The 24,287-nt window shown below is 57.4% G+C and carries 20 protein-coding genes and 1 tRNA gene; 15 read left to right on the forward strand and 6 right to left on the reverse strand.

Annotation, left to right across the window (positions count from 1 at the left end):
- Window positions 1-89 precede the first annotated feature (89 nt).
- Both bcor_RS07515 and bcor_RS04890 read right to left on the reverse strand, forming a co-directional pair.
- Complete coding sequence (locus bcor_RS07515) at window positions 90-416, reverse strand: hypothetical protein (RefSeq protein ID WP_148303967.1); 327 nt, start codon at window positions 414-416, stop codon at window positions 90-92.
- Between the two features lie 530 nt (window positions 417-946).
- Window positions 947-1,138: a hypothetical protein gene (locus bcor_RS04890; RefSeq protein WP_232340120.1), complete on the reverse strand. Its 192-nt coding sequence runs from the start codon at window positions 1,136-1,138 to the stop codon at window positions 947-949.
- Window positions 1,139-1,315: 177 nt separating this feature from the next.
- Between bcor_RS04890 and bcor_RS04895 the strand changes: the two genes are divergently transcribed.
- The 10 genes from bcor_RS04895 to bcor_RS04945 all read left to right on the forward strand — a co-directional run bounded on the left by bcor_RS04895 (window position 1,316) and on the right by bcor_RS04945 (window position 11,706).
- Entirely contained in the window at window positions 1,316-1,702 is a 387-nt protein-coding gene (locus bcor_RS04895; protein ID WP_033497809.1) for a helix-turn-helix domain-containing protein, read from the forward strand.
- Window positions 1,692-2,144, forward strand: coding sequence for a hypothetical protein (locus bcor_RS04900; protein WP_238548540.1), 453 nt, complete (start codon window positions 1,692-1,694; stop codon window positions 2,142-2,144). Before bcor_RS04895 ends, bcor_RS04900 begins: the two co-directional genes overlap by 11 nt.
- Window positions 2,145-2,362: 218 nt before the next feature.
- Window positions 2,363-2,635 carry a hypothetical protein gene (locus bcor_RS04905; RefSeq protein WP_033497807.1) on the forward strand — a complete coding sequence of 91 codons (273 nt, stop codon included), beginning with the start codon at window positions 2,363-2,365 and terminating at the stop codon, window positions 2,633-2,635.
- A gap of 515 nt (window positions 2,636-3,150) precedes the next feature.
- Window positions 3,151-4,254 carry an AAA family ATPase gene (locus bcor_RS07415; protein ID WP_081870359.1) on the forward strand — a complete coding sequence of 368 codons (1,104 nt, stop codon included), beginning with the start codon at window positions 3,151-3,153 and terminating at the stop codon, window positions 4,252-4,254.
- A gap of 185 nt (window positions 4,255-4,439) precedes the next feature.
- A complete protein-coding gene (locus bcor_RS07420) occupies window positions 4,440-6,470 on the forward strand; it encodes a S8 family peptidase (RefSeq protein ID WP_158332633.1) in 2,031 nt (676 codons plus the stop codon).
- Between the two features lie 1,692 nt (window positions 6,471-8,162).
- Window positions 8,163-8,414: a hypothetical protein gene (locus bcor_RS04930; protein ID WP_033497799.1), complete on the forward strand. Its 252-nt coding sequence runs from the start codon at window positions 8,163-8,165 to the stop codon at window positions 8,412-8,414.
- A gap of 1,020 nt (window positions 8,415-9,434) precedes the next feature.
- Entirely contained in the window at window positions 9,435-9,590 is a 156-nt protein-coding gene (locus bcor_RS07555) for a hypothetical protein (RefSeq protein ID WP_158332634.1), read from the forward strand.
- Window positions 9,587-10,177 (forward strand): hypothetical protein, encoded by a 591-nt coding sequence (locus tag bcor_RS07525; protein WP_148303968.1) that lies wholly within the window; start codon window positions 9,587-9,589, stop codon window positions 10,175-10,177. The genes bcor_RS07555 and bcor_RS07525 overlap by 4 nt, the downstream gene beginning before the upstream one ends.
- 296 nt (window positions 10,178-10,473) lie before the next feature.
- Window positions 10,474-11,499, forward strand: a complete 1,026-nt coding sequence (locus tag bcor_RS04940) for a threonine aldolase family protein (protein ID WP_033497795.1) — start codon at window positions 10,474-10,476, stop codon at window positions 11,497-11,499.
- A 131-nt stretch (window positions 11,500-11,630) separates the two neighbouring features.
- A tRNA-Gly gene (locus bcor_RS04945) sits at window positions 11,631-11,706 on the forward strand.
- A gap of 88 nt (window positions 11,707-11,794) precedes the next feature.
- On the opposite strand, the gene bcor_RS04950 is transcribed toward bcor_RS04945, so the two are convergent.
- Genes bcor_RS04950 through bcor_RS04965 form a run of 4 tightly spaced genes read right to left on the reverse strand, consistent with a single transcriptional unit; the run spans window position 11,795 to window position 15,336 of the window.
- Window positions 11,795-12,658, reverse strand: a complete 864-nt coding sequence (locus tag bcor_RS04950; protein ID WP_033497793.1) for a MetQ/NlpA family ABC transporter substrate-binding protein — start codon at window positions 12,656-12,658, stop codon at window positions 11,795-11,797.
- A gap of 45 nt (window positions 12,659-12,703) precedes the next feature.
- Window positions 12,704-13,582 (reverse strand): MetQ/NlpA family ABC transporter substrate-binding protein, encoded by an 879-nt coding sequence (locus bcor_RS04955; RefSeq protein WP_033497791.1) that lies wholly within the window; start codon window positions 13,580-13,582, stop codon window positions 12,704-12,706.
- 24 nt (window positions 13,583-13,606) lie between these two features.
- Window positions 13,607-14,287, reverse strand: a complete 681-nt coding sequence (locus tag bcor_RS04960) for a methionine ABC transporter permease (RefSeq protein WP_033497789.1) — start codon at window positions 14,285-14,287, stop codon at window positions 13,607-13,609.
- Window positions 14,284-15,336: a methionine ABC transporter ATP-binding protein gene (locus tag bcor_RS04965; protein ID WP_202961030.1), complete on the reverse strand. Its 1,053-nt coding sequence runs from the start codon at window positions 15,334-15,336 to the stop codon at window positions 14,284-14,286. Before bcor_RS04965 ends, bcor_RS04960 begins: the two co-directional genes overlap by 4 nt.
- A 188-nt stretch (window positions 15,337-15,524) precedes the next feature.
- Between bcor_RS04965 and purT the strand changes: the two genes are divergently transcribed.
- From purT to purM, 5 genes are all read left to right on the forward strand, one after another.
- Complete coding sequence (purT, locus tag bcor_RS04970; RefSeq protein WP_081870361.1) at window positions 15,525-16,817, forward strand: formate-dependent phosphoribosylglycinamide formyltransferase; 1,293 nt, start codon at window positions 15,525-15,527, stop codon at window positions 16,815-16,817.
- 166 nt (window positions 16,818-16,983) lie between these two features.
- On the forward strand, window positions 16,984-17,733 hold the full coding sequence (gene purC / locus bcor_RS04975; RefSeq protein ID WP_033497787.1) for a phosphoribosylaminoimidazolesuccinocarboxamide synthase: 750 nt from the start codon (window positions 16,984-16,986) through the stop codon (window positions 17,731-17,733).
- Between the two features lie 84 nt (window positions 17,734-17,817).
- Entirely contained in the window at window positions 17,818-21,636 is a 3,819-nt protein-coding gene (locus bcor_RS04980) for a phosphoribosylformylglycinamidine synthase (protein ID WP_033497785.1), read from the forward strand.
- 53 nt (window positions 21,637-21,689) lie between these two features.
- Window positions 21,690-23,258: an amidophosphoribosyltransferase gene (gene purF / locus bcor_RS04985; RefSeq protein WP_081870362.1), complete on the forward strand. Its 1,569-nt coding sequence runs from the start codon at window positions 21,690-21,692 to the stop codon at window positions 23,256-23,258.
- The gene (purM, locus tag bcor_RS04990; protein ID WP_033497783.1) at window positions 23,242-24,282 is read left to right on the forward strand and encodes a phosphoribosylformylglycinamidine cyclo-ligase; all 1,041 of its coding nucleotides are present in this window, start codon (window positions 23,242-23,244) and stop codon (window positions 24,280-24,282) included. The genes purF and purM overlap by 17 nt, the downstream gene beginning before the upstream one ends.
- Window positions 24,283-24,287 lie beyond the last annotated feature (5 nt).

Raw genomic sequence — 24,287 nt, forward strand, 5'->3', positions numbered from 1 at the left:
TCGGCCTTCAATCACGGTGTCGCTGTCAAACCTGGCGCGGACATGCATGCCCGTTATTTCCCCCGGGTCCAAGCGGTCAAATAGAACACTCATTTCCTGTTTCCTTCACGATTGTTTTGTTTGATTCCCTTGACTTGCGCCTGCTCCTCAACGTGCGGTGACGATGACGACGACCGGCATTCACAGCATTGACAGCATTCACGCGAATTCGCGACCAACACCCACCGCGACAACCGCTCCACCTTGTCCGCCGCATCATCAAGCACCCTGTCCGCCTCGTCAAGATCGGACGGTCTGCAATAGTTCCGTTTCCCCAGACGAATCACATGGTCACCGCAGAGCGTTTTGAACGTACGCTCCGGTATCCCGCCCACATACTCACGGGCCTCCTCCTCACACAGCAATGCCCTGCTCATACCGCCATCCCCACATCCGAGAGACGGTACCGGGAGCAGGCGTGCCCGCTGGGACTGATGCCCTCACGGTCCGCGCACAAGACCAGGCCCTTACGCACGAGCTCTGGAAGACGACTACGAACCGTGCTGTCCGCCAGCCTGCGCCCCAACTGCTGCTCCACCTCAGCCTCAACCTCCCACTGCGTGAAAGGCCCCGGTCTTTCAGAACACAGGCGAGACAAAGCCTGCAGGGTAAGAGCCTGCATATGACCAGTCCTCACCTCAGCCGCAGCCGCAAACGACGTCTCAGGATTACCCCTTCGCGTCGGAGCGGTTGATACACTGAAATCCGACATTGATTGCTTACCTACTTTCTTTGTCATCGCCGCAGTGGCAGCTGCGGCATTCTTCTTACTTGGGCAAGAATCAGAGGCGATGACGATAGGACTCGAAGCATGATCATCTCTTCCATCGGGGTTGCGACAGGTCCCTCCGGGTGAGACGAAACGACAAGTTCGAGCAGTCCTTCACCTAGCCTTAGCCAATCCACCTCACGCCACCAGACTGCTGTCAGACAAATCTTGCTTACGCATGGCAGCATCGAACTCAGCTGATTTGATCAAGTCGTTAAAGGTGATACCCAGCCATTCAGCCACCTGATTCAGATCCTCGGTCGAAAATGGCTTTTGAAACCTGAACCGCTCGTATACGTATTTCGGGTCCCTGCCCAGTGCCTTTGCCACGTCCTTACCGCTATATCCGCAACGGGCCGCTTCCGCCCTCACTGCCCGGATCACCCGAGTGGAGGATTGCTTGAGTCTCATTTTTGGCACATCCTGATAGTGCCATATTTGGGACTATCTGTCAACCAAGAACGGTACTTATTGCAAAAAGTGCCAAAATTGACTACTATGAGGAACATGAAAGAGATAGACGCATTCACTGACCAGGCGATCAAAACGATTGAGTCCACCAGGCAGGAAGTGGGCATGACGACTCAGGAACTCATCCAACGTTCCGGAATCAGACGATCCACGTTCTTCAGAAAGATGCGCGGGGATACCAGCTTCACCACCGAGGACATCGATGCGCTGGCCAGAGCCATGGGAGTCGACCCATTCCTTATCCTCAGCGACGCGGCCGAAAGAGCCGATGCAACCAAAAGAACCGACATGGATCTCTCCTGGCTCCCCGAGGAGGAGAAGGTGGCCTACGTGCTCGGCAAGGTCAAGGCAGACGACCAGGCGTTGGCGGCCATGAACGACCCGAACAAGGAGAAGGAAGCAGAAGGCGGCGATGGCAGATAAGGGCCCGAGGCTCCTGGACGGCCTGACGTCGACGATGACATACGGGCAGATGCGCTGCTACACCGACACCCTGGACGTCACCATCAGCAGCGCACTCCTGCCGGAAGGCATGACCGGCTTCTACGATGAAGCCACCAGAACCATCCTCATCGACCGTAGGCTTACTTACTGCCAGAAGCGCTGCACACTCGTCCATGAACTCATCCATTGGCAGCATGCCGACACCACCCGCTCAGGCGTGTACGGGTCGCGCATAGAGAACCGAGCACGTCGAGAGACCGCACTCAAGCTCGTGGATCCAATCGAGTACCAGACCGCCGAAACCATCTACGAGGGGGACTCTTACCAAATTGCCTGCGAACTTGACGTGACCCTCCAGATTATTCAGGACTACCAACGGATACTCGACACAAACCACTCGCGCTACAACGCAACACGTTAATCGAATCAGCCATACTCGCCATACAAAACGACTGATGGCCTGCTTACAGTCACAGAGGACAAGAAGCCATCATGAACCCACTGTCGCAGCCGCATTAGCGCCCGTACTGACGTTGTCAGTCTGCGGCACTGCCGAGACCACGACCAATATGAAGGACAAACCGGCAGCGATCCCGCAGATTCGCCAAGTTAAACAGTAAGTGAAACATCGTCAAGCAGGTGGACGACGAGACCGGCATCACCGGTGAAGACGGCAAGGACGTGGCCATCTGGACGGTGGCCAAAATCATCCCCGACCCGACCTGCTCAGACCACGAACCTCGACAGCCGGAGCACGACCATTTCGTCGAATTTGACATAACCGCCACAAGAACCGAGAAATACAATCCCGCCAAATACGGCCCATTGGATGTCGGCACCACATACCGGCGGCAGCTCATCCAGAAAGACGGCATACAGTGGAACGGGATGCTTGGACCCATGGCCGCATAATCCCCCATGACGCAAACAGACAAACTGCCAGACTCGTTGAACCCGTCAGCAAAAGCACAGGGCAAAGTCATATTCGACATACCCTCATTGGATGGAACCCTGCACTACCCGCAAATGGGCAAAGCGGATGGACGGAGGTACCCGCTCCAATGAAATACGACATGCCCCCAGCCCCCGGCGCTCGTTAAAGGCCCACACCACATGCAAACGGAAAAGCGGGCGAAGAAAGCCCTCATACCCGGATACGGGAAGAAGGACATGGGCTGGGTCAAGAACAGAGAAAGACCACGTTCAGCCTCTGGGACCTGCTCAAGTAGAAGGCGTTTATCTGCCCCACTTCGGCAGGGTCTTCTCGCTAGCACACAATTGCGTTTTGCGAATATCGGCTTCTACCCCTAACTTTTCCGAACTTCATGCTGACACATTCCGAGCAGGAGAAGATTCTTTATACCACAAGCGCAAAGTCTTCCGTCTCTTTTTAACGTTTTCCTTTGCTATCATGCTATTCTATAAGGATGCCGGAAGAAAAAAGCAAGTTCCTTAAAGAAATGGTGCAGTTATCTCGTCTGGGACTGGAGAACAAACAAGACGATTTACGAATGTACCTTACTAGATTGATCAAGCGATATCGTCATACTCAACCAGAGTTCTCAAATCAACTTTCACAACTCCTGCATACTAGTTCTCCTACTCAAAGAGTTATACCTCCACGCGAGTTTCCAAATTATTCGTCCATGGCTATACAAGACGCATCCTCAAATGAAAAGCCACATCTAAATAGCGTGATTGAATCGCAATTAAACGAAATCATAGTAGAACGAAAACAAGCAAAGGAATTGTTGAAAGTAGGATTGTCGCCTGTCTCTTCTGCAATTTTTACTGGTGCCCCCGGAGTAGGAAAAACAATGGCCGCCAAGTGGCTTGCGCATGAGTTGAATTTTCCTTTATACAGACTTGACCTTGTTGCGTCCGTATCGAGCAAATTAGGAGAGACCGGCATAAATTTGCAGACAGTTTTCCGCCAAGCATCCGCTGAACCTTCAATATTGTTCCTAGACGAAATAGATGCGGTGGCCAAAACTAGATCGGACGTTCACGATATAGGAGAGATGAAACGGTTAGTTACAGTGCTGCTCCAGTTGCTTGATATGTGGAATCCTCAGGGAATAGTTTTAGCGGCAACAAATAATCCGGAGCTGATCGACCCGGCTGTATGGAGGAGATTCGAACTCAAAGTCGACTTTCCGATGCCGACTCAAAAAGACTTATACGAAACACTTAAAGCAGATACTGCCTTATGGAAAAATAGTATGAACGATACATACTTGGAAATGCTGTGTATAGTTCTGTCTGGAAAATCCTACAGCGAAGCAAGATTATCACTGTCATCTATTAGGAAACAGTCAATTATCACAGGAAAGTCTATGGAAATGGCAATTGTTGATTATGTCTCGGCACATGTAGCATCGATGTCTCATCGCAATCGTATACAGTTGGCAACAAAACTAGCTGTTGGAACGGATCTTTCGCAGCGCGCCATTGCAGCAGCCACGGGGGTTAGCAAAGAGACCATACGGAAGTACAGAAATCAAAGTAAATCTGAGGAGGAAGGCAGATAATGGTACGGCATTATCTAATAGGCAGAGGCGAACGTCTCACAGAGATCGTAAAAATCCCACAAGGTGGAGGAGAATCTAAACCGGTATATTCTTACGAGGACTCACGTGAACGGCTACTCCCTGAACTCCAAGGATTAATTAACTCCTTTAGCACCAATCAGCTATATGCTCCAGATGAAATACACGTGGCACAATTCATCCTTCATCCAAAGTACATCGCGAAATCCTATCAGCCCACAGATCTTTTTGACTCATTTAGTATGCGACTTCTTGGTAGCCGACCTTGTCGTATTGTTACGCAGGACCGCCCTGATGAATCACACATTTCTACATCTCTCCTCATTGCAGGGAAACGCCATTCTTTTGTCGATCTCCTTACAGATTTGCAAAAAAAGGCCACCGTGGACAAAAGCGAAGCTCTGGCTAGCGTTATACGTATTGAAGAGATTCGCTCCTTTGATGCAGTCGATAAGATTCACACGGCAGTAGGCAATGATGATTGGTATGAACTCGTGCTTCACAAGTTCGATCGCACCTATGCGCCTAATAATACTCAAGGATTGCATACTCTTGCAGGAGAACTTGAAGTTGAGATTAAAGATAAGTTAATCTTCGAAGCGAATAACTTGGTGTTCTACCCCGTACATGGAGCAAAAAAAGGAGTAGAACAGCTAGCCAAGTACTCCACTATCCGTGCAATAAGACCGATGCCGAAGTTACGGATGGAGCCAATGGGGGATACACTGCGTTCTTTCCCTACTTCCGTACAACTGCCACTATTCCAAAAAAGCAACAATAGAGGGCCTGCAATCATTGTTCTCGACGGTGGACTTCCCGACGACTGCCCAATTAATGATTGGGTTGAGCGGTACAGTCTATCCAATCCCGATGCGGATAATGTAGATGATTTTGCTTCCCATGGATTAGCGGTATGTTCTGCGTTGCTCTTCGGAAACATAAGAGGAGTTCCCGAACCACTTCACACACAGATATCAGTGGCCAGGGTTATAGATAGTTCTTGTAAAGAGGATGACCCTCTAAGTCTATATAAAGCACTCGCAAATATAAAATCAGAGTTAGAGACAGGGGCCTATGATTTCGCGAATCTCAGTTTAGGGCCTGAACTCCCAATTGAAGACGACGACGTCAGCGCTTGGACTGCCGTACTTGATTCGCTGCTCGTAACGGGAGAGTGTCTTGTCACTGTTGCAGTAGGTAACAATGGTGAAAGGGATCAAAATTCAGGCAATGCTCGTATTATGATTCCAAGCGATTGCGTCAATGCTATGAGTGTTGGGGCGGCAACTTCTGAAGAAGATGAGTGGGATCGTGCCCCTTATTCTGCAATCGGTCCTGGGAGAAGCCCGGGAATAGTGAAACCAGACGTAGTGGCTTTTGGTGGCGTAAAGGGGCATGAATTCCATGTGCTGACTCCAGGCAGATCTCCTCACGTTGGCAGCATAATGGGAACAAGTTTTGCTGCACCTCTTGCTCTTCGTAAGGCCGTGCAAGTTTATGAGGCCGGGGAAGGTTCGCTCTTGCCACTGACAACCAAGGCGTTACTAATCCATACAGCGGAACCCCATGAGACAAAAGACAAAGACGAGACGGGATGGGGACGCATATCTTCTAATGTTGAGAACATTGTGACGACAAATAATGGTGAAGCCACGATTGTGTACCAGGGTCATTTAAACCCTGGAAAATACCTACGGGCACGGATACCAATACCTCAACAGGTGTCTCAAATATCCGAGAAGGTCGAAATATCGGCAACGTTCGCTTTTAGTTGTCCGGTTGATCCACAATCGCCGGATGTGTATACGCGGGCAGGCCTTACCCCTACCTTTAGGCCAAAAACATCACTTACTGGGACGGGCACTCATCCCTCTTCCCAAGCATTTTTTACATCAAGAGATACATCGACTCTATACCCAACCGAGGAGCAACAGCGCAAGGATCAAGGCAAATGGGAGACGGTACGTCATTCGAGCATCCGAAAACTTGGAACAAGTTTGAGCAATCCTGTGTTTGACGTTCATTATATTTCTCGGAAGAGTGGCGGAGTAGCCAAAAATGCGGAACCGATACCATACTCCTTAATAATCACGCTAAAAGCACCTAAGATATCAAACTTATCTGAGTTGATACTCAATGAGTATCAACAGCTCATTGAGCTGAAGCCCACAATCGATGTCAGCGATATCGAAAATTGATGATAGAAGGTGCTAGAAAGCCGCGTTCTCATAAGCTAATCGCACGCCACATAAAAGGAGTCGTTAACTTATGAGAACGTGTTTACCTATTAAACCGCCATAAATTGCCCCTATGAGCTGGCATCACAGCATATTTATTTCCTTTTTGACCTTCGTCATGTCTGCGACGGAAACGTCTACAACCTACAACGTGTGTCTAATCTCAAAGGTCCTAAGAAACCCTCTTTCCCATAATTTTATCTACACCAAGCATCGGATGACCGACCCTCGCAAAGATTGACTCAAATAAATGAGTATGGCAGCGCGGAAAATAAGACCAGATATCCTCTCTCCATGCGAGACACTAAAATAGTGCTTCGTCATTGCGTTCAAGTACTGGCTTCTTCGATATCGAGCTCACTATCGAGTTTAAACATAGCTTGTTTGCGTTCGTCGAGTCCTGCGGTACGGTAGTGCATGGTCATGCCTGGGACGAGCGGCCCATATCTGCCTTCTTCGGTATGGGCCGCCGCCGTGTCGGTGGAATATGAACCCGCGGAGATTGTCCATGTCTTTAGTGACCAGCTCATACCGTTGTATGGCTTCCATCAGCAGGAGCACGACGAATGCAATCCTGCCGATCCTGGACTTAGGGCGGGGCAAAGCGTCAGCATTGTACAGAGGACGCATGTCGTAATCGTCGGGGGTCACCTATGTGGCGCCAGAGCACAGAGCGAATTGGCGCCTGCCGCACGGACACGACCCGCCGGAAGGCTCGCCGCACCTGTGGGCCTTGTAGCAGTCTGCAGCTTCCAATCAACCGTGTACATGCTGCTGCACATATTCAGGCTGTCCCAGGTCACGCTGAGTATCCCCTCCCCTGCGGTATAACCTCTACAACCAGATGTGGCCTCCTCCATGGGCATGTAAGAGGCCACATCGAGCATGGGGCGAAACTCGGCTACGCTGAACTCACTGCACTTCCTTGCCCTTCCGGCTCTCGTTGTCTTGACCGCCTCGCTGGTCTTCACCGTGAGAGTCCTGCATATACGTTGACCCGAGGAGTCGTGCCCGGGTCGAACAGGACCTTCTAACACTGGACGGGCTTCTCCCTTGTGCCGCTGCCCGCATCCTTGACCGTGTACGTGGCCCAGTACTTGTACAACTTGGCCACTCCCGTCGCCTTAATTTGTGGCGTCCCGGCCTCCTGCCAAGGCTCTTGTATGCCCTTTTGTATGCCAGGCCTTTACGTGGCTAAGGTTGTGCTACAGACATGCAGCAGACCTATTTTTGCTTTGTTTCGCCTTTTCCTCTTCAACTATCATAGTCGAAACTCGTTTCTCATAATTGTAGTTCAGTAGGTCACACGTTCGAGCAGAAGCCGCCACCCCATCAGCAAATCTTCTATTTCTAATCAGAAATGCGATATTCCTTCAAGATATCGCAATCCGATATCTGTCACCCGCCATCCACCTGCAATAATCGATACCGGATCTGCATTCGCGTTGAAACCTCCTGTCATAATTCCTGTCGAGGTATCCAATGCAGGTATAACAAGCCCGCAATCGGGTCTGGTCAGCGACTACGAGACACCTACCCGGTTCCTGCTCGTTATCCTGCACTATTGCTGCGCGCAGAACAGGGACCTCTTCACCCCACACAAAAGCTTTTGTTAGGCTTGCTTCGTCAGTGTAGGCAAAAGAAAGGGATATCATGACCAACCCCGAACAGGACCAGAGGCCCTCGAAGGCGCCGAATCCGCTTCCTGAGCCCAAGAAGGAAGAGAAGAAACCGGATAAAAAGGCAAAGTGGCCCAGTATCCTCATAGCAGCGCTTGCCGCTATGGTAGCCGCCAATGTGGGCAGCGGACTTTCTCACCGCACCAAGGCGGAAGCCCCCGTTTCCGTGGTTTCCCAGCAGGTGCAGACAGCATCAGACACGCTGCAGCACGGCCTGGGTATGTGATATCTCCCTGCCGACTGCATAAACCTGGCCTCGCTCCGTCGGGGCCTCCTCTTTTTCGCATGGATCCTGTCAAGACAACCGCAACGACGAGGTTCGATACGATCGGCATGCCGGTACAGTGACAAACAGCCGACTCGACTCGGTGTTGCAACTCCCATGATATTTGCAATTCTCCGATAATTAGCTGGCACAATTACCCATCAGGAATACAGGAGTCGACTCTGTGCGCTTATGATTCCTGATTTTCGTAAACTGAGAGCTCAACGAGGTTCCTGTCCGGGTCCCTGACATAGATGGAGCTGATCTCGCCGCACGCTCCCGTATGACTGACCGGCCCAAGATAATCGTGCGACTGAGTATATAGGACTCGCCCATAAGTTCTCAATCACCTCGATATGAACATCAGTACATGTCGCCCTAGTCGTTGGTGCCGTCGTAAAGTCACCCCCCCCCCTACTGCCGACCGCTGATTCACGGTTTCGACAGAGCGCAATCAAGCCTGACTCAGGCCTTGAAAAACCGGCCGACCACGGCACAACAAACACTCGGTTGCATTCTTCACTTCAATACCCGCTTTGCCATTCGCAGCTGCATACACTGACAGAAAAGGCAGTCATATAGCCCTCGAGATTCGGGCGGACTTCTTCTTCCCCGGACCTTCTGGGCGCTTACAGGTGGGAGTTGAAATGAACAGTAAGCAGAACAGAAGAAACGGTCGGCATCAGGATCGGTACAGGATTCACAGTGACGATACAGGGCAACCGAGGCCCACGGACGCGGGCAAGATGGACGAAGCCACATCTACAGCGCCAGATGAGCCGCTGTTGCCGGAACCGGGCGAGGACCAACAGCAAAACCCGGAAAATGCAGAAGATGTTAGCCACGCCTCCAGCCGGTCCGATGCCCACAAGGCCGGAAGGAAAAAGACCGAAACAACCAGGACCGACGAAGACCACTCCTCCTCAAGCGAATCAGGCACGGTGAGCACAGATGAACCCGGAGCCACAGAATCCGCACCCGATGAAGATGAGCAAGAAAGGACATCAGCAGCGGAAACCGATTCCGGTGAGGATAAACCTGACACGGAAGGACCCGATCGGAAACCGGAAGCCAAAGACGGAGCAGGCAGCGAAGGTCCCGCTGTTCCCGGTCGCGAGAGACCCAAGCCCGATATGAGTCGAGCAGATGCAGCCGAGGTCGACAAGGCACGTCGCGTCAAGGATGATTCGCCACGAACAAACCGACCAGATGATCCGCACAGCGACAAGAAGCAGGCAGGTACCGGGACCACCGGCAAGCGCGGCAGGACCAAGAATCTCGGTTCCTTCTACCTCGGCCTAGCAGCCGCTTTCCTGGTAGCCGCCTTGGGACTCAGCCTGAGCACCCTACCCATCTTCTTCTCCATCCCCTTGGCTGCGGTCCTCTTCGGAATCGGCATCTGGTTGCTTTCTTACGCCAGCCTCCAATCCCCCGACCAGGCACCGGAACCAGGATCCGGAGCCGACCGGCACACTGCGACGGTTGTGATAACGGCGGTCCTCCTGGTCCTCCAGACATTCATCATGGACGTTTTCATCTTTACCAGGATGGGGTCGGTCCAGAAGTACCAGAACCCGGTCATCATCACCTGGATTCTTGCCACCGTGGTCGAAACCATCGCCGCCTTCGCCTTGATCTACCGCCACAACCCTTCTTCCAAGGCCCCGAAACCTCAGCCCAAGGAGGATGCTGATCAACAGGAGATGTTGCCTCCGAAACAATGACCGACGGGGAATGAGACCGGCTGTGCATCCCCAAAAGCCATCCCGACAGCATAGGGCGTGAATGCAAAAGGTGCATCATCTGCGCCATCTGCATCTTTTGCATCCTCGCCCGCACCAGATGCTGAGATAAATGGGTGGGGCATTGATTCTCATGCCCCACCCATTCGCCACATCCGCACCCGTCCAGCCACATCTCCCACCTGCACCACATGGGAGCCCTAAGCCATATGCTGATAGAGATTGGCACACGTGTCACCGGCAAAACCCGGAATGAAGACCGGACAGAAAGGACAGCCATGCTCTCATTCGTCAACGACTATTCCGAAGGCGCCCATCCCGCAGTCCTTCAGCGGCTGATCGACACCAACATGGAGCAGCTCCCCGGATACGGCAGGGACCGGTATTGCAGCTCGGCAGCACGCAAAATAGCCGAAGACTGCTCCTGCCCCCAGGCCCAGGTCTTCTTCATGGCGGGTGGCACACAGACCAATCAGACCATCGTCTCCTGCATCCTCAAGCCTTGGCAGGGCCTTGTCGCCGCGGATACCGGACACGTGAACGTCCACGAAGCGGGGGCCATCGAGGCAGTCGACCACAAGGTCCTTACGGTCGAGGGAGACCGGGGGAAGATTCGCCCTGACACCCTGGATTCATACCTTGAAGGGTTCTACGCCGACGGCAACCACGAGCAGATGGTCTTCCCCGGCATGGTGTACATATCCCACCCCACCGAATACGGCACGCTCTACACCCGGCAGGAACTTGAGCAGCTCTCTGATATCTGCCACCGGTATGAGATCCCCCTCTATCTGGATGGCGCCCGGTTGGGATACGGCCTGGTGGCACCGGGGACGGATGTGGACCTGGACGACATCGCCGCTCTCTGCGACATCTTCTATATCGGTGGAACCAAGGTGGGCGCCCTCTGCGGTGAGGCCGTGGTCTTCCCCAAGGGTGACGCCCCTGAGCACATGAGCACGATGATCAAGCGGCGTGGGGCCCTCCTGGCCAAGGGAAGGCTGCTCGGCATACAGTTTGATGCCCTCTTCACCGATGACCTGTACAAGCGGATAAGCCGCAATGCCATCGACACCGCCACGATGATCAAGGATGCCTTGAGGGAGAAGGGCTATCAAATCTATATGGACTCCCCCACCAATCAGACCTTCGTACGCCTGGACAACAGGAAGATGGAGGAGCTGGCCGAGCATGTGGCCTTTGACTTCTGGGAGCGCAGCGATGCCGACCACACAATCATCAGGTTCGCCACATCCTGGGCCACATCAATCGAGGACACCAAGGCCCTGATTGACCTGCTCTGATTGAACCTGGTCAGGCTTGGAACATACGACGACACGACCCCGACTTCGTCCCACCCATCGGTATACTGGTACAGCACCGCCCGGGATTGCCGGGCTGTCGATGTCGTCGTTCCAGCGGAACCGTCATCAGTGCGGGCATAGCTTAGTTGGTAAAGCGCGACCTTGCCAAGGTCGAGACCGCGGGTCCGAGTCCCGTTGCCCGCTCCACTCCCCACTCCTTCCTTTTTGACATATTCTCCCTGGCGCAGTTGGACCCGGAAGTCCCCTGTACCGGCTCCGGGCCCATCGCCACCTATCAGTATGAGAAGGCAGGGACGGCGGCCCCCTTGTAATACCGGTTGATGGCGTCGGCCACATACTTGCTGTGATAGGCGGAAACCAGGGTCTTCAAGTCCGGACGTTCCTTGTCGGCGGCCCTGGCCACGATGATGTTGACATAGGGGTGGTTGGCAGGTGATTTGAGACCGCCCGGCACCTGGTAGATGGCATCGTCAACCTTCATGCCGGCATCGATGATGAAGTTGGTGTTGGTGATTCCAGCGGCATAGTCGGGCAGCAGGTTCACGATGCCGGTCGGATCCACCTGGTCCAGGACCAGACCCCGCGGATTGCCCACAACATCTTCCGGTACCGGTGTGGTGGCCTTGGGGTCACGCAACGTAATCAGCCCGGCACTGTCCAGGACCTTCAAGGCCCGCCCCAGGTCTATCGGATCATTGGGGATGGCCAGACGCTCACCCGGTTTGATCTGGTCGACGCTGGCGTAACGCTTGGAATAGAGGTTGAGCGGGGAGATGTAAGTGTCGCCTACAGCAGCGAAGTGGTACCCGTTCTTCCTGGACTCCTGCTCCATGAAGGCATAGTGCTGGAAGGCGTTGAGATCCGTCTCCTTATTCGCCAAGGCCTGGTTGGCGTATCGCCCGTACTGGAAGGACTTCAGCCTCACCCGGATTCCGGTGTTGCGGGCATCAAGCTCATGCTGGACTGCCTTCCATATCTCCTCGTCTGCATTGCCCACGACACCGATGCTGATTTCCCGCTCCCCCTGGGTCGGCCGGTTGATACGGACGTATGCAACGCCCATCAGGATGGCCACAACTACCATGAGCACGGACACGACAGCCAGTTCCCTCTTGGCCCTGGTTCTTCTGTTTGCCATCTTCTTCCCCTCTTCCCGGACTGCGCGCCGCCCCGTTCCCGCCTGTCAAACCTTGAAGGCCGGCACACAGGCCCCCTTGTACACCCTGGTGATTGTGTCGGCCACCAGCTTGGAGTGGTAGGCCTTGACCACCTTGGCATAGGTCGGATTGTCCTTCTGATCACTGGTTGTAACGATGATGTTGATATAAGGCTTATTGGCCGGATTCTGCAGGTCGTATGGGACCTCGTGGATGGCATCGTGCACACTCATGCCCGCATCAACGACGAAATTGGCATTGGTCACCCCACCGGCATAATCGGGCAGGAGGTTGAGGATCCCCGCCGGATCCACCTGCTCCAACCGGAGATGCTTGGGGTTCTCAACCACATCCTCAGGCAGGGGGTTGGTGGCCTTGGGGTCGCGCAGACCAATCAGTTTGGCATCTGCCAGGACCTTCAATGCGCGACCCATGTTGGTGGCGTTGTTGGGGATGGCCACCTTGTCGCCATCCTGGAATTGGGAGGGCTTGGAGTACCTCCGTGAGTAGAGGTTCATCGGAGAAATGTAGGTGTCCCCGATGACCGAGAGCTTGTAGTGGTTCGTTCTGGCGTCATCCTCCAGATAGGCATAGTGCTGGGCTGCATTGAGGTCCACCTCCCGGTTGGCCGTGGCCTGGTTGACGTAGATGGCATCCTGGAAGGGCTTCAGCCTAATCCTGATATGTTCGTTCCGGCGGTCCAGCTCCTGCTGGACCGCCTTCCATATCTGATCATCGGAACTGCCGATGACCCCTATGGTGACCGTCTGGGCCCCGGCACCGGCGCGATCCAGGTGGAGGTCGACCCCCACGACTGCCGCCAGGAGAAGTATCATGACCAGGCTCAGGACCGCCAGCTCCTTCTTTGCCCGGCTTTTCCGACCCGCATGTTTGGTTTGTACCACTCTGCTCGACCCTCCACCCGGCGCTCAGTGCTCGATGACCTCGGCCAGGAGCCGGCCGAAGAGTTCAATCAGGGCGATGAAAATGACCAGAACGATGATTGTGGCCATGGTCACGTCATACATGTACCGCTGGTAGCCCAGCCGGATGGCGAAGTCCCCCAGCCCGCCTCCGCCCACGATACCCACGGTGGCCGTCTCCCCCACCAGACTGACGATGGTGATTGTGGTCACCCGGATGATGGCCGGGATGCTTTCACGAAGATACACGTGCCAGATAATCTGCCAGGTGGACATGCCCATGGATTCCGCGGCCTCGATGTATCCCGGATCCAGACCCGCCAGGGCGGACTCTATCTGTCTGGAAAAGAAGGGGGTGATTCCCACAACCAGGGGGAAGATGGCACCCTTGGGCCCGATGGCCGTCCCCATCAACAGCCTGGTCAACGGCACCAGGGCGGCCGCCAGGATGATGAAGGGGATGGATCTGAACAAATCGATCAGTTTGTCGAGGACATTGAAGACCAGACCGTTGCGTCTGATGCCGTTGCGGCGGGTCACAATCAGGCCCACACCGATAATCAGGGACAGGACGAAGGAGATGACTCCGGATACCCCGACCATGACCAGGGTCTGGACCAGGCTGTCGAAGAACTCGGGAAGCCGGCTCATCACATTGGGGAACCAGTCGGTAAGCAACGATGTCATGACTTGAGAACCTCGATTCCGATATTGCGACCCTTCAGGTACGCCAGGGCGTCCTCGATGTGCCCCTCCGTCCCGGCGACCTTGACCACCAGGCCCCCTAGTGGAGAGCCCTCGACCACATCGATATCACCGAAGATGATGTTGACATCCAGGTCGAAGGCGCGGGAGATATGCGAAACCAAGGCCTCTGATATCTCCTTGGAGACATAGGACATGCGCAGGATGACCTGCCCCGGATCCAGGGCCACCAAGGGCGAATCCTGGGCCAGGAGGTCGGTGATCTTGTCAAGATTGGAGGTGGTGTCCACGAATGACCTGGTCAGCTGGGCCTGGGGGTCGGCGAAGACATCGAAGACCCTCCCCTGCTCCACGATCGTGCCGTGGTCAATGACTGCGATCTTGTTGCATATCTGCCTGATGACGGACATTTCGTGGGTAATCAGGACCACCGTGATGCCCAGGCTGTCATGGAGGTCACGCAGAAGCTGGAGGATGGACTTGGTGGTGTTGGGGTCCAAGGCGCTGGTGGCCTCATCGCTGAGCAGGATGTCCGGCTCGTTGGCCAGTGCCCTGGCGATGGCCACACGCTGCTGCTGACCACCCGAGAGCTCTGCGGGGTAGTGGTCTGCCAGGTCCGACAATCCGACCAGGTCCAGAAGTTCGGCCACCCTGGATGCCCGCTCAGGTTTCCGCATACCGCCCCCAAGAAGGGGAAGCTCCACATTGCCTGCCACGGTGCGGGAGGGCATCAGATTGAAGTGCTGGAAGATCATCCCGGTGCGCTGCCGAAGGGAGCGCAGATCGGCCGGATTCAGGTCGCGCACCTCCCGTCCCCGCACCCTGACACTGCCCGAGTCGTACCCCTCCAGGCCATTGATGCACCGAACAAGAGTGGACTTTCCGGCTCCGCTCAGGCCGATGATGCCGAAGATGTCCCCCTCCTCGATACTCAAGGAGACATCAGCCAGGGCCGTCTTGTCCTCTTCATCGTCACTGCGATATGTCTTGGTGAGATCACGAATCTCCACCGCCGGTGTCTGATCGTTCACCTTCCCGCCTTCCATGTCGACTGAGTGTCATGGTAACGACCGCCAAGGCAAGGAACCAAGCCATTCCTTATAGGTCTTATTTATGAGCGCTTATTGCTGGGCGGAAGGGCGGGGCGGGAGGCGGTCCACCCGTGTGACATCCGGGCCAAGTGAACCCTCCTGCGGGCACCCGGTGGCAGAATGAGACCATGACCAATTCCGTCATGTCCGCCGGACCGCCATCCGCCACCGACCGCCCCCTGGGTAACCCACTGGGCAGTCAACCCACCAGGGTTCTCCTGCTCGGATCAGGTGAACTGGGGAGGGAAATCTGCATCAGCCTGATTCGGCTGGGGGCGTGGGTCTGCGCCGTCGATTCCTACCAGGGCGCACCGGCGGCCCAGGTGGCCCAGTCTTCCAAGGTTCTGCCCATGACCGACCCTGAGGCCCTGCGTGCCCTGATTACTGAAATCCGACCGGACCTGATTGTGCCCGAGGTAGAGGCCATCGCCACCGACCAACTGGAATGGGCCGCCAAGCAGGGCATCCAGGTTGTTCCGTCTTCCGGACTGGCCGCCATGTGCATGGACAGGGAGGCCCTTCGAACCTTCGCCCATGACACCGTAGGCCTGGATACGACCCCCTATCGATTCGCCCAGAATCCCGACCAGCTCCGCCTGGGAGCCGAGCAGGTGGGGCTGCCCTGCATTGTCAAACCCGTCATGAGTTCATCCGGGCACGGGCAGACCATGGTGCGCACCTGGCAGGACCTGGATGAGGCCTGGCGGGTGGCCCAGACTGATGCCCGGGCGGGTGTCCATGAGGGCCGACCCTGCAGGGTGATTGTCGAAGCCCTGGCCCCCCTGGCCCACGAGCTGACCGTCCTGACCGTCTCCTCCAGTGCCGGAATCGCCACCTGCGAGCCCATCGGACAGTGTCAGGAGGACGGGGATTACCGACAGTCCTGGCAGCCCGCAGGTCTGGACCAGGCCATATTGGAGGGGGCAACCTCCATAGCACGAAGGCTGGTCCTGGCCATGACCAACCTGGCCCGGGAACAGGGAGAAACCGGCTGGGGGGTGTACGGGGTGGAGATCTTTGTCCTCAAAGACGGCCGTGTCCTCTTCAACGAGGTGTCACCAAGACCGCATGATACGGGCATGGTCACGATGATCTCCCAGCGGCTTTCGGAGTTCGACCTCCATGCCCGGGCCATCCTGGGCATCCCGGTCCGTCAAGGGGATCTGGGACTCGTCCTGCCTCCGGGATGGAGCGCCGCCAGTCAGGCCGTGCTCACCCGGGGCGAGGGAGAGGTCACCTTCACTGGAGTCCCCCGGGTCCTGTCCGAGCCCGGCACCGATTTGCGCATCTTCTCCAAGCCCGAAGTCCATGGTCAACGACGGATGGCCGTTGCCCTGGCCCTGGGACCCGATCAGGATGAGGCCAGACGGAAGACCGACCAGATGGTCCAAGGACTTCATGCCCGGGTGGGTAAAGGCTGAGCACAAATCCGGGGGCCGGAGCGAACGGCAAAACAGGATTTAAGACTCCTCGTACCGCCACGCCGCTCCTGACGAGTCCCGGGATTTGTAACTCGGCCTTGGTATTCTGGCCTCGTCCGCAGTCCGGTTATTTCCAATTCGCGAGCACGGCTCAGGAAGGCGAACCATGGAAAAGTTGGGAATGCTCTACCAAGGCAAAGCTAAGAAGCTCTACGAGACGGATAATCCAGATGTGCTCTGGGTCGAATACACAGACCAGGCGACGGCAGGTAACGGGGCCAAGAAAGAGAACATCGCAGGCAAGGCCCATCTCAACAACCAAATCACTTCGGTGGTCTTCAATCTCCTTGCCCGGAGGGGGATTCCCAGCCATTTCATCCGTCGGATTTCCGACACCGAACAACTCAACCGACACATGACCATGTTCCCCCTGGAGATTGTCATGCGGAACAAGGCCGCAGGTTCCTTCGCGGAACGGTACGGGGTCGAAGAGGGGACCGTCCTCAAGCAGCCGGTCCTTGAGTTCTTCTACAAGTCCGATGCCTTGAACGACCCCTTCATCAACCGGGAGGACATTCTGGCCCTGGACCTGGCCTCCGCGCAGGACCTGGACATCATCGCCGCCAAGACCCGTGAAATCAACCAGGCCCTGACCGCCATCTTCAAGGCCATCGAGGTTGAATTGGTGGACTTCAAAATCGAAATGGGCCGCTCCTCCCAGGGGGTCATCCTCCTGGCCGACGAAATCACCCCCGACACCTGCCGCCTGTGGTCGACCCGGAACCGGGATGAGGGCATCACCCACCTGGACAAGGACATCTTCCGCAGGGACCTGGGAAGCATCATTCCTGCCTATCAGACCATTCTGGACGGTCTGACCCGCCTGGATCAGGCCGAAGAGACCAGGCAGGACTGAGGCCGGTCTGTGCCGAACCTGGACCACCTTCTCCTCCATCATCCCTTCTGATTCCAAACGCCAGCACTCAGAAAGGCACCTTCCTTGGTCTTCCGTGTCTATACAGAAAAACAGCCCGGCTTCGATGTGGCAGCCCGCCAGCTGACCGAACAGATCCATACCGTCCTGGGCATCCACCAACTGCAATCCGTCCGCCTGATCAACAGGTACGACCTGGAGGGTATCGATACCGAACTCTTCAAGGAAAGCCTGCCTACGGTATTCAGCCAGCCTCAGACCGACCGGGTCTCCCGAACCCTGGACCAGGCACTGGCGGCAAAAGACCCTGGAAGGGACGCCCACGGCGATCCTTCCAGGGTCTTTGCCGTTGCAGCCCTGCCGGGCCAGTTCGACCAACGCGCCGATTCGGCGGCCCAGTGCGTCCAGCTGATTGGACAGGGGCAGCGGCCCACCGTGGCTACCGCAACCGTCTATGTGCTTATGGGCGAACTCAGCGATGACCAGGTGTCGACCATCCAGGATTACGTCATCAACCCTGTCGAATCCCGATTGACCGGCCTGGAGAAGCCCGAAACCCTACAGATGAATCCGGGCAGCCCGAAAGAGGTGCCCGTCCTGACCGGTTTCCGAGACCTTGACGAGCAGGCCCTGCACGATCTGATGACCAGTCAGGACCTGGCGATGGATCTGGACGATATCCGCTTCTGTCAGGACCACTACCGGCAAGAGGACAGGGACCCGACCCTGACCGAGCTGAAAGTAATCGACACATATTGGTCCGATCACTGCCGCCACACCACGTTCGGCACCGACCTGACCAATATCGAAATCGACGACAAGGTAGTCCGCCAGGCCTTCGACAGGTATCTGTCCCTCAGAAAGGACCTGGACCGCCAAGACCGCCGTCTCTGCCTGATGGATATGGGCACCATCGGTGCCCGATATCTGAAGAAGGAGGGGATTCTGCGGGGACTGGACGAGTCCGAAGAGGTCAACGCCTGCACCGTTCGCACCACCGTCGACGTGGACGGGGAGGACCAGGATTGGCTGTTCCTCTTCAAGAACGAGACCCACAACCATCCCACGGAAATCGAGCCCTTCGGAGGGGCGGCAACCTGCATCGGTGGCGCCATCCGTGACCCCCTGTCGGGACGCAGCTACGTCTACCAGGCCATGCGGGTGACGGGAGCGGCCGATCCCAGAACACCCTTGGAGCAGACCCTGGCCGGCAAGCTGCCCCAGCGCCGCATCGTCCAATCAGCGGCCGACGGGTATTCGTCCTACGGAAACCAGATCGGTCTGGCCACCGGGCAGGTCCACGAGCTCTATCATCCCGGATACCAGGCCAAGCGCATGGAGGTCGGCGCAGTCGTGGCGGCCACCCCTGCCGACCATGTCATCCGTGAGGAACCAGCCCCCGGCGACCTGATCATTCTGGTCGGCGGTCGGACCGGGCGCGACGGGATAGGTGGAGCAACAGGCGCTTCGAAGTCGCAGAACACCGAGAGCCTCGACGAGTGCGGAACCGAGGTGCAGAAGGGCAACGCCCCTGAGGAGCGCAAGCTGCAACGTCTCTTCCGCCGTAAGGACGCCTGCCGCCTCATCAAGCGCTGCAACGATTTCGGAGCGGGCGGCGTGGCAGTGGCCGTGGGAGAGCTCGCGGACGGCCTCAAGATAAACCTGGACCGGGTTCCGCTGAAGTACCAGGGGCTTGATGGCACGGAAATCGCCATCTCCGAAAGTCAGGAACGGATGGCTGTGGCCGTGTCGGCCCGGGATGCCCAGACCTTCATCGGGTATGCCGAAGAGGAGAACCTTGAAGCCACCGTCATCGCCGAGGTGACCGAGGAACCCAGCCTGCATATGACCTGGCGGTCCAAGACCATCGTCGACATCCCCAGGGAGTTCCTGGGATCCAACGGTGCCCCGCATCAGGCGAGCGCCCATGTCCCCGCCGGGTGCGACTACCGCACCCCCTGGGACCACCCGGGGTCGCTGGAGTCCCGCTACCAGGAGCTCCTGGCCGATATCAACGTATGCTCCAACAAGGGGCTGGCCGAGCGTTTCGATTCCACCATCGGCGCCTCCACGGTCCTCATGCCCTTCGGCGGCGCCCGGCAGCTGACCCCGGCGCAGGCCATGGTCTCCAAGCTGCCGGTGGACGGATCCACATCGACCGCCTCCGCCATGGCCTGGGGGTTCAACCCCTATATCAGCCAGTGCAACCCCTACGCAGGCGCCTACCTGGCCGTCGCGGAGAGCCTGTCCAAACTGGTGGCATCCGGATTCAGCCGTTCAAGGGCCTATCTGAGTCTTCAGGAGTACTACCCCAAGCCGGGTCAGGACCCCGACCGCTGGGGTCTGCCGGTGGCCGGGGTCCTGGGGGCACTCCAGGCCCAGCTTGACCTGGGTGTCGGAGCCATAGGGGGCAAGGACTCCATGTCCGGCAGTTTTGAGGACCTGGACGTTCCACCAACCCTGATCAGCTTTGCGGTCAGCCTGGGAAAGGCCCAATCAGTCGTCTCACCTGAGTTCAAGCAGACCGGCAACCCGGTCTACCTCCTGACCCCCGACGCATCCGACCAGGAACTCCTTCCCTCGGCCAACGGTCTCAAGGCCGCGATGGACCTGATGGAAGACCTGTCCGGCAGTGGACTGGTCCGGGCTGCGTCCACGCCCGGATACGGGTGCCTGGCCCAGTCCATCTTCGAAATGTGCCTGGGCAACCGGCTGGGACTGACCCTTGACCCCTCCGTGGAGGCAGACCGTCTCTTCCGCCCGGCATATGGCAGCTTCATCTTCGAGCTCGACCGGAACACCCCGATGCCCGACTGCCCTGCCGGCACATCCCTGACCAGGATGGGAACGGTCGAGGAGGAGTATCACCTGGTTCTGGGGCATGATGATCTTGACCTGGATGGACTGGAAGAGATCTGGGCGGAAGGCCTGGAGGACGTCTTCCCCTATCGAGGCAGGGGCGAAAAGGTGGAGGTCATAGGCCAGACTGGACCTTATAGAGCCTCCCACGAGGCCGCTGTGGCGCAACCGGCAGTTGGCAAAGACCAGGACATCACCACCGGGCCCGCCTTGGGCAGCCGGGCAAAACCCCGGGTCGTCATCCCGGTCTTCCCCGGCACCAACTGTGAGTACGATTCCCGCAAGGCCTTCATCGAGGCCGGTGCCGAGGTGGAGACTCTGGTCATCAGGAACCTGACCCCCGAAGACGTTTCCACCAGCAGCCGGGCCCTGGCCGATGCCATCGGATCCAGCCAGATCGTCATGCTTCCCGGCGGATTCTCCGGCGGCGACGAGCCGGACGGGTCGGCCAAGTTCATTGCCTCCTTCTTCCGCTCCGACCGGGTGGCCGATGCAGTCCGTGACCTTCTGAAGAACCGGGACGGCCTTATGCTGGGCATCTGCAACGGCTTCCAGGCCCTGATCAAGCTGGGACTGGTCCCCTACGGCGATATCGTCGCCGCAGAATCAACGGCCCCCACCCTGACCTACAACACCATCGGACGCCACCAGAGCAAGCTGGTCAACACGCGAATCAGTTCCAATCGCTCCCCCTGGCTCTCGGCCTGCAGGGTGGGAGACATCCATACCATGGCCATCAGCCATGGCGAAGGAAGGTTCGTGTCCGACCAGTCGACCCTGCACAACCTGATAAAGCAGGACCAGGTGGCGGCCCAGTACGTGGATGCCGACGGACACCCCTCCATGGATCTGGACATCAACCCCAACGGGTCGTGCCTCTCCATCGAGGGCATCACCAGTCCGGACGGCAGAGTCCTCGGAAAGATGGGCCACACGGAGCGCAGCGGCCCCGACCTGTACAGGAACATCCCGGACAGGTGCTTCCAACCACTCTTCCGCTCGGGGGTGACCTACTTTGCCGACTAGGCCACACACATCAATCCCGGCACATATGGCCGATTCAGGAAGGAAGACAGCCCATGTCCTTGGAACTTGAAAACGTCCACGAGGAGTGCGGGATCTTCGGGGTCTGGAACCACCCGGATGCAGCCAGGTTGACCTACTTCGGCCTGCATGCACTCCAGCACCGCGGACAGGAGGGAGCAGGCATCGTCTCAAACGACCAGGGTCACCTGATAGGGCGTCGTGGCCTGGGTCTCCTGACCCAGGTCTTCCCCGACGAGGCCAGCATCTCCGAACTGACCGGGAACAGGGCAATCGGACATGTGCGCTACGCCACCGCCGGGTCCGCATCCATAGACAACATCCAACCCTTCGTCTTCCGGTTCCGCGATGGGGACCTGGCCCTGGCCCACAACGGGAACCTGACCAACTGCCAGAGCCTCAAGAGGCAGCTGGAGGACGAGGGGGCCATCTTCCGTTCCAACTCCGACACCGAGGTGCTCATGCACCTGATTCGTCGCTCACACCACTCCGACTTCATGGCCGCCCTGAAAGAGGCCCTGGCCCAGGTGCATGGTGGCTTCGCCTACCTCCTCATGACCGGGGACTGCATGATTGGGGCCCTGGATCCCAACGGATTCCGCCCCCTCTCCCTGGGGCAGCTGAGTAACGGGGCCTATGTCCTGGCTTCCGAAACCTGCGCCCTCGACGTGGTCGGTGCCAGACTCATCCGGGACATCCGACCCGGCGAAATCGTCCGCGTTGATGATTCGGGCTACCGTATCGAGTCGTACACCGACCACACGCAACTGGCCATCTGCTCCATGGAGTTCATCTACTTTGCCCGACCGGACTCCAACATATACGGGGTCAACGTCCACTCGGCCAGGAAGAGGATGGGGGCCAGACTGGCCCTGGAATCCCCGGTTGACGCCGACATGGTCATCGGGGTGCCCAACTCGTCCCTCTCTGCAGCCTCAGGGTACGCCGAGGCCTCGGGATTGCCGAATGAGATGGGGTTGATCAAGAACCAGTACGTGGCCCGGACCTTCATCCAGCCCAGCCAGGAACTGCGGGAGCAGGGTGTACGCATGAAGCTGGCAGCCGTCCGCGGCGTCGTGGCCGGCAAACGGGTGGTCGTCATCGATGATTCCATCGTCCGGGGAACCACCTCACACCGAATCGTCCAGCTCCTGCGCGAGGCCGGGGCCAGTGAAGTCCACATGCGTATCGCCTCCCCTCCCCTGAGATACCCCTGCTATTACGGCATCGACATACAACGCACTTCCGAGCTGATCGCCGCCAAGAAGTCGATTGACGAAATCAGGGACTTCATCGGTGCGGACTCTCTGGCCTACCTGAGCCTGGACGGGCTGGTGGAGTCCATAGGCCTGCATGAGGAGGGTCCATATCAGGGACTCTGCGTGGCCTACTTCAACGGGGACTACCCGACCGACCTGGACGACTACGAGGATTCCTTCCTCTCCTCCCTTACCGCCCAGGACAGGGAGGGGCTGTCAGGAACCAAGGGGTCCTATGGGCTGACCATGCCAGTGGACAGAAACCGCCGGCCCATACGTCAGACGTCCATGACCACCAATCCTTCCGGAAAGACAGGAGAGCAGAACCATGCCAGGAGCATATGAGCAGGCAGGCGTCAAGGTCGAAGCCGGGTATGAGCTGATTGAGCGAATTAAGGCCCATACCGCCCGCACGGCAAGGCCCGGTGCCGGCCAGATTGGCGGATTCGGCGGCCTCTTCGACCTCTCCTCCCTCGGATACCGGCAACCGGTCCTGGTCTCAGGCACCGATGGGGTCGGAACCAAACTCATGGTGGCCAAGGCGGCGGGGAAGCACGACACCATCGGAATCGATTGCGTGGCCATGTGCGTCAATGACATCATCGCCCAGGGTGCCGAACCGCTCTTCTTCCTGGACTACATCGCCTGCGGGCGCAACGACCCGGCCCTTCTGGAGCAGGTGGTCAAGGGCGTCGCCGATGGGTGCGTGCAGGCCGGAGCCGCCCTGGTAGGCGGCGAAACCGCCGAGATGCCCGACATGTATCAGCCCGACGAGTACGACCTGGCCGGGTTCACGGTGGGTGTGGTCGAGAAGGAACGAATCATTGACGGCAGCGCCATCCGGCCAGGAGATGTGCTGGTGGGACTGCCCTCCTCCGGCGCCCACTCGAACGGGTTCTCCCTGATTCGCAAGGCGCTCTTCGAGCAGGGTGGTCTGAATCCGGGCGATCGACCCGAGGAACTGGGCGGTCCGACCCTGGCGGAGGAGCTCCTCACACCCACCAGAATCTATGTATCGGCACTGAAACCTCTTTTCGAGCAGGGCCTCCTTCATGGCGTCGCCCACATCACCGGCGGCGGATTCGTGGAGAAGGTCCCCCGGATTCTGCCCGCAGGTATGGCGGCCGAGTTCAGGGTCGATTCCTGGACGGTGCCGCCCATCTTCGACATGATCGAACGCTACGGCCAGGTGGACCATATGGAGATGTACAACATCTTCAACATGGGTATCGGCATGGTCCTGGTGGTCGATCCGGACAAGCTTGATGCCCTGCAGACGGCCCTGAATCAGGAACACGAGGACTTTTACCTGATTGGCCAAGTGGTCGAGGACCGGGGCGAGCGGGTCGTTCTGACCCGAGGCGACTGAATCGT

This window comes from Bifidobacterium coryneforme (assembly GCF_000737865.1).
Taxonomy (GTDB): Bacteria; Actinomycetota; Actinomycetes; order Actinomycetales; family Bifidobacteriaceae; genus Bombiscardovia; species Bombiscardovia coryneformis.

Coding starts and splice junctions, on each gene's coding strand:
- bcor_RS07515 (WP_148303967.1), bottom strand. CDS start 416: ATGAGCAGGGCATTGCTGTGTGAGGAGGAGGCCCGTGAGTATGTGGGC.
- bcor_RS04895 (WP_033497809.1), top strand. CDS start 1,316: ATGAAAGAGATAGACGCATTCACTGACCAGGCGATCAAAACGATTGAG.
- bcor_RS04900 (WP_238548540.1), top strand. CDS start 1,692: ATGGCAGATAAGGGCCCGAGGCTCCTGGACGGCCTGACGTCGACGATG.
- bcor_RS07415 (WP_081870359.1), top strand. CDS start 3,151: ATGCCGGAAGAAAAAAGCAAGTTCCTTAAAGAAATGGTGCAGTTATCT.
- bcor_RS04930 (WP_033497799.1), top strand. CDS start 8,163: ATGACCAACCCCGAACAGGACCAGAGGCCCTCGAAGGCGCCGAATCCG.
- bcor_RS07555 (WP_158332634.1), top strand. CDS start 9,435: ATGAAGATGAGCAAGAAAGGACATCAGCAGCGGAAACCGATTCCGGTG.
- bcor_RS07525 (WP_148303968.1), top strand. CDS start 9,587: ATGAGTCGAGCAGATGCAGCCGAGGTCGACAAGGCACGTCGCGTCAAG.
- bcor_RS04940 (WP_033497795.1), top strand. CDS start 10,474: ATGCTCTCATTCGTCAACGACTATTCCGAAGGCGCCCATCCCGCAGTC.
- bcor_RS04950 (WP_033497793.1), bottom strand. CDS start 12,658: ATGGCAAACAGAAGAACCAGGGCCAAGAGGGAACTGGCTGTCGTGTCC.
- bcor_RS04960 (WP_033497789.1), bottom strand. CDS start 14,287: ATGACATCGTTGCTTACCGACTGGTTCCCCAATGTGATGAGCCGGCTT.
- purT (WP_081870361.1), top strand. CDS start 15,525: ATGACCAATTCCGTCATGTCCGCCGGACCGCCATCCGCCACCGACCGC.
- purC (WP_033497787.1), top strand. CDS start 16,984: ATGGAAAAGTTGGGAATGCTCTACCAAGGCAAAGCTAAGAAGCTCTAC.
- purF (WP_081870362.1), top strand. CDS start 21,690: ATGTCCTTGGAACTTGAAAACGTCCACGAGGAGTGCGGGATCTTCGGG.
- purM (WP_033497783.1), top strand. CDS start 23,242: ATGCCAGGAGCATATGAGCAGGCAGGCGTCAAGGTCGAAGCCGGGTAT.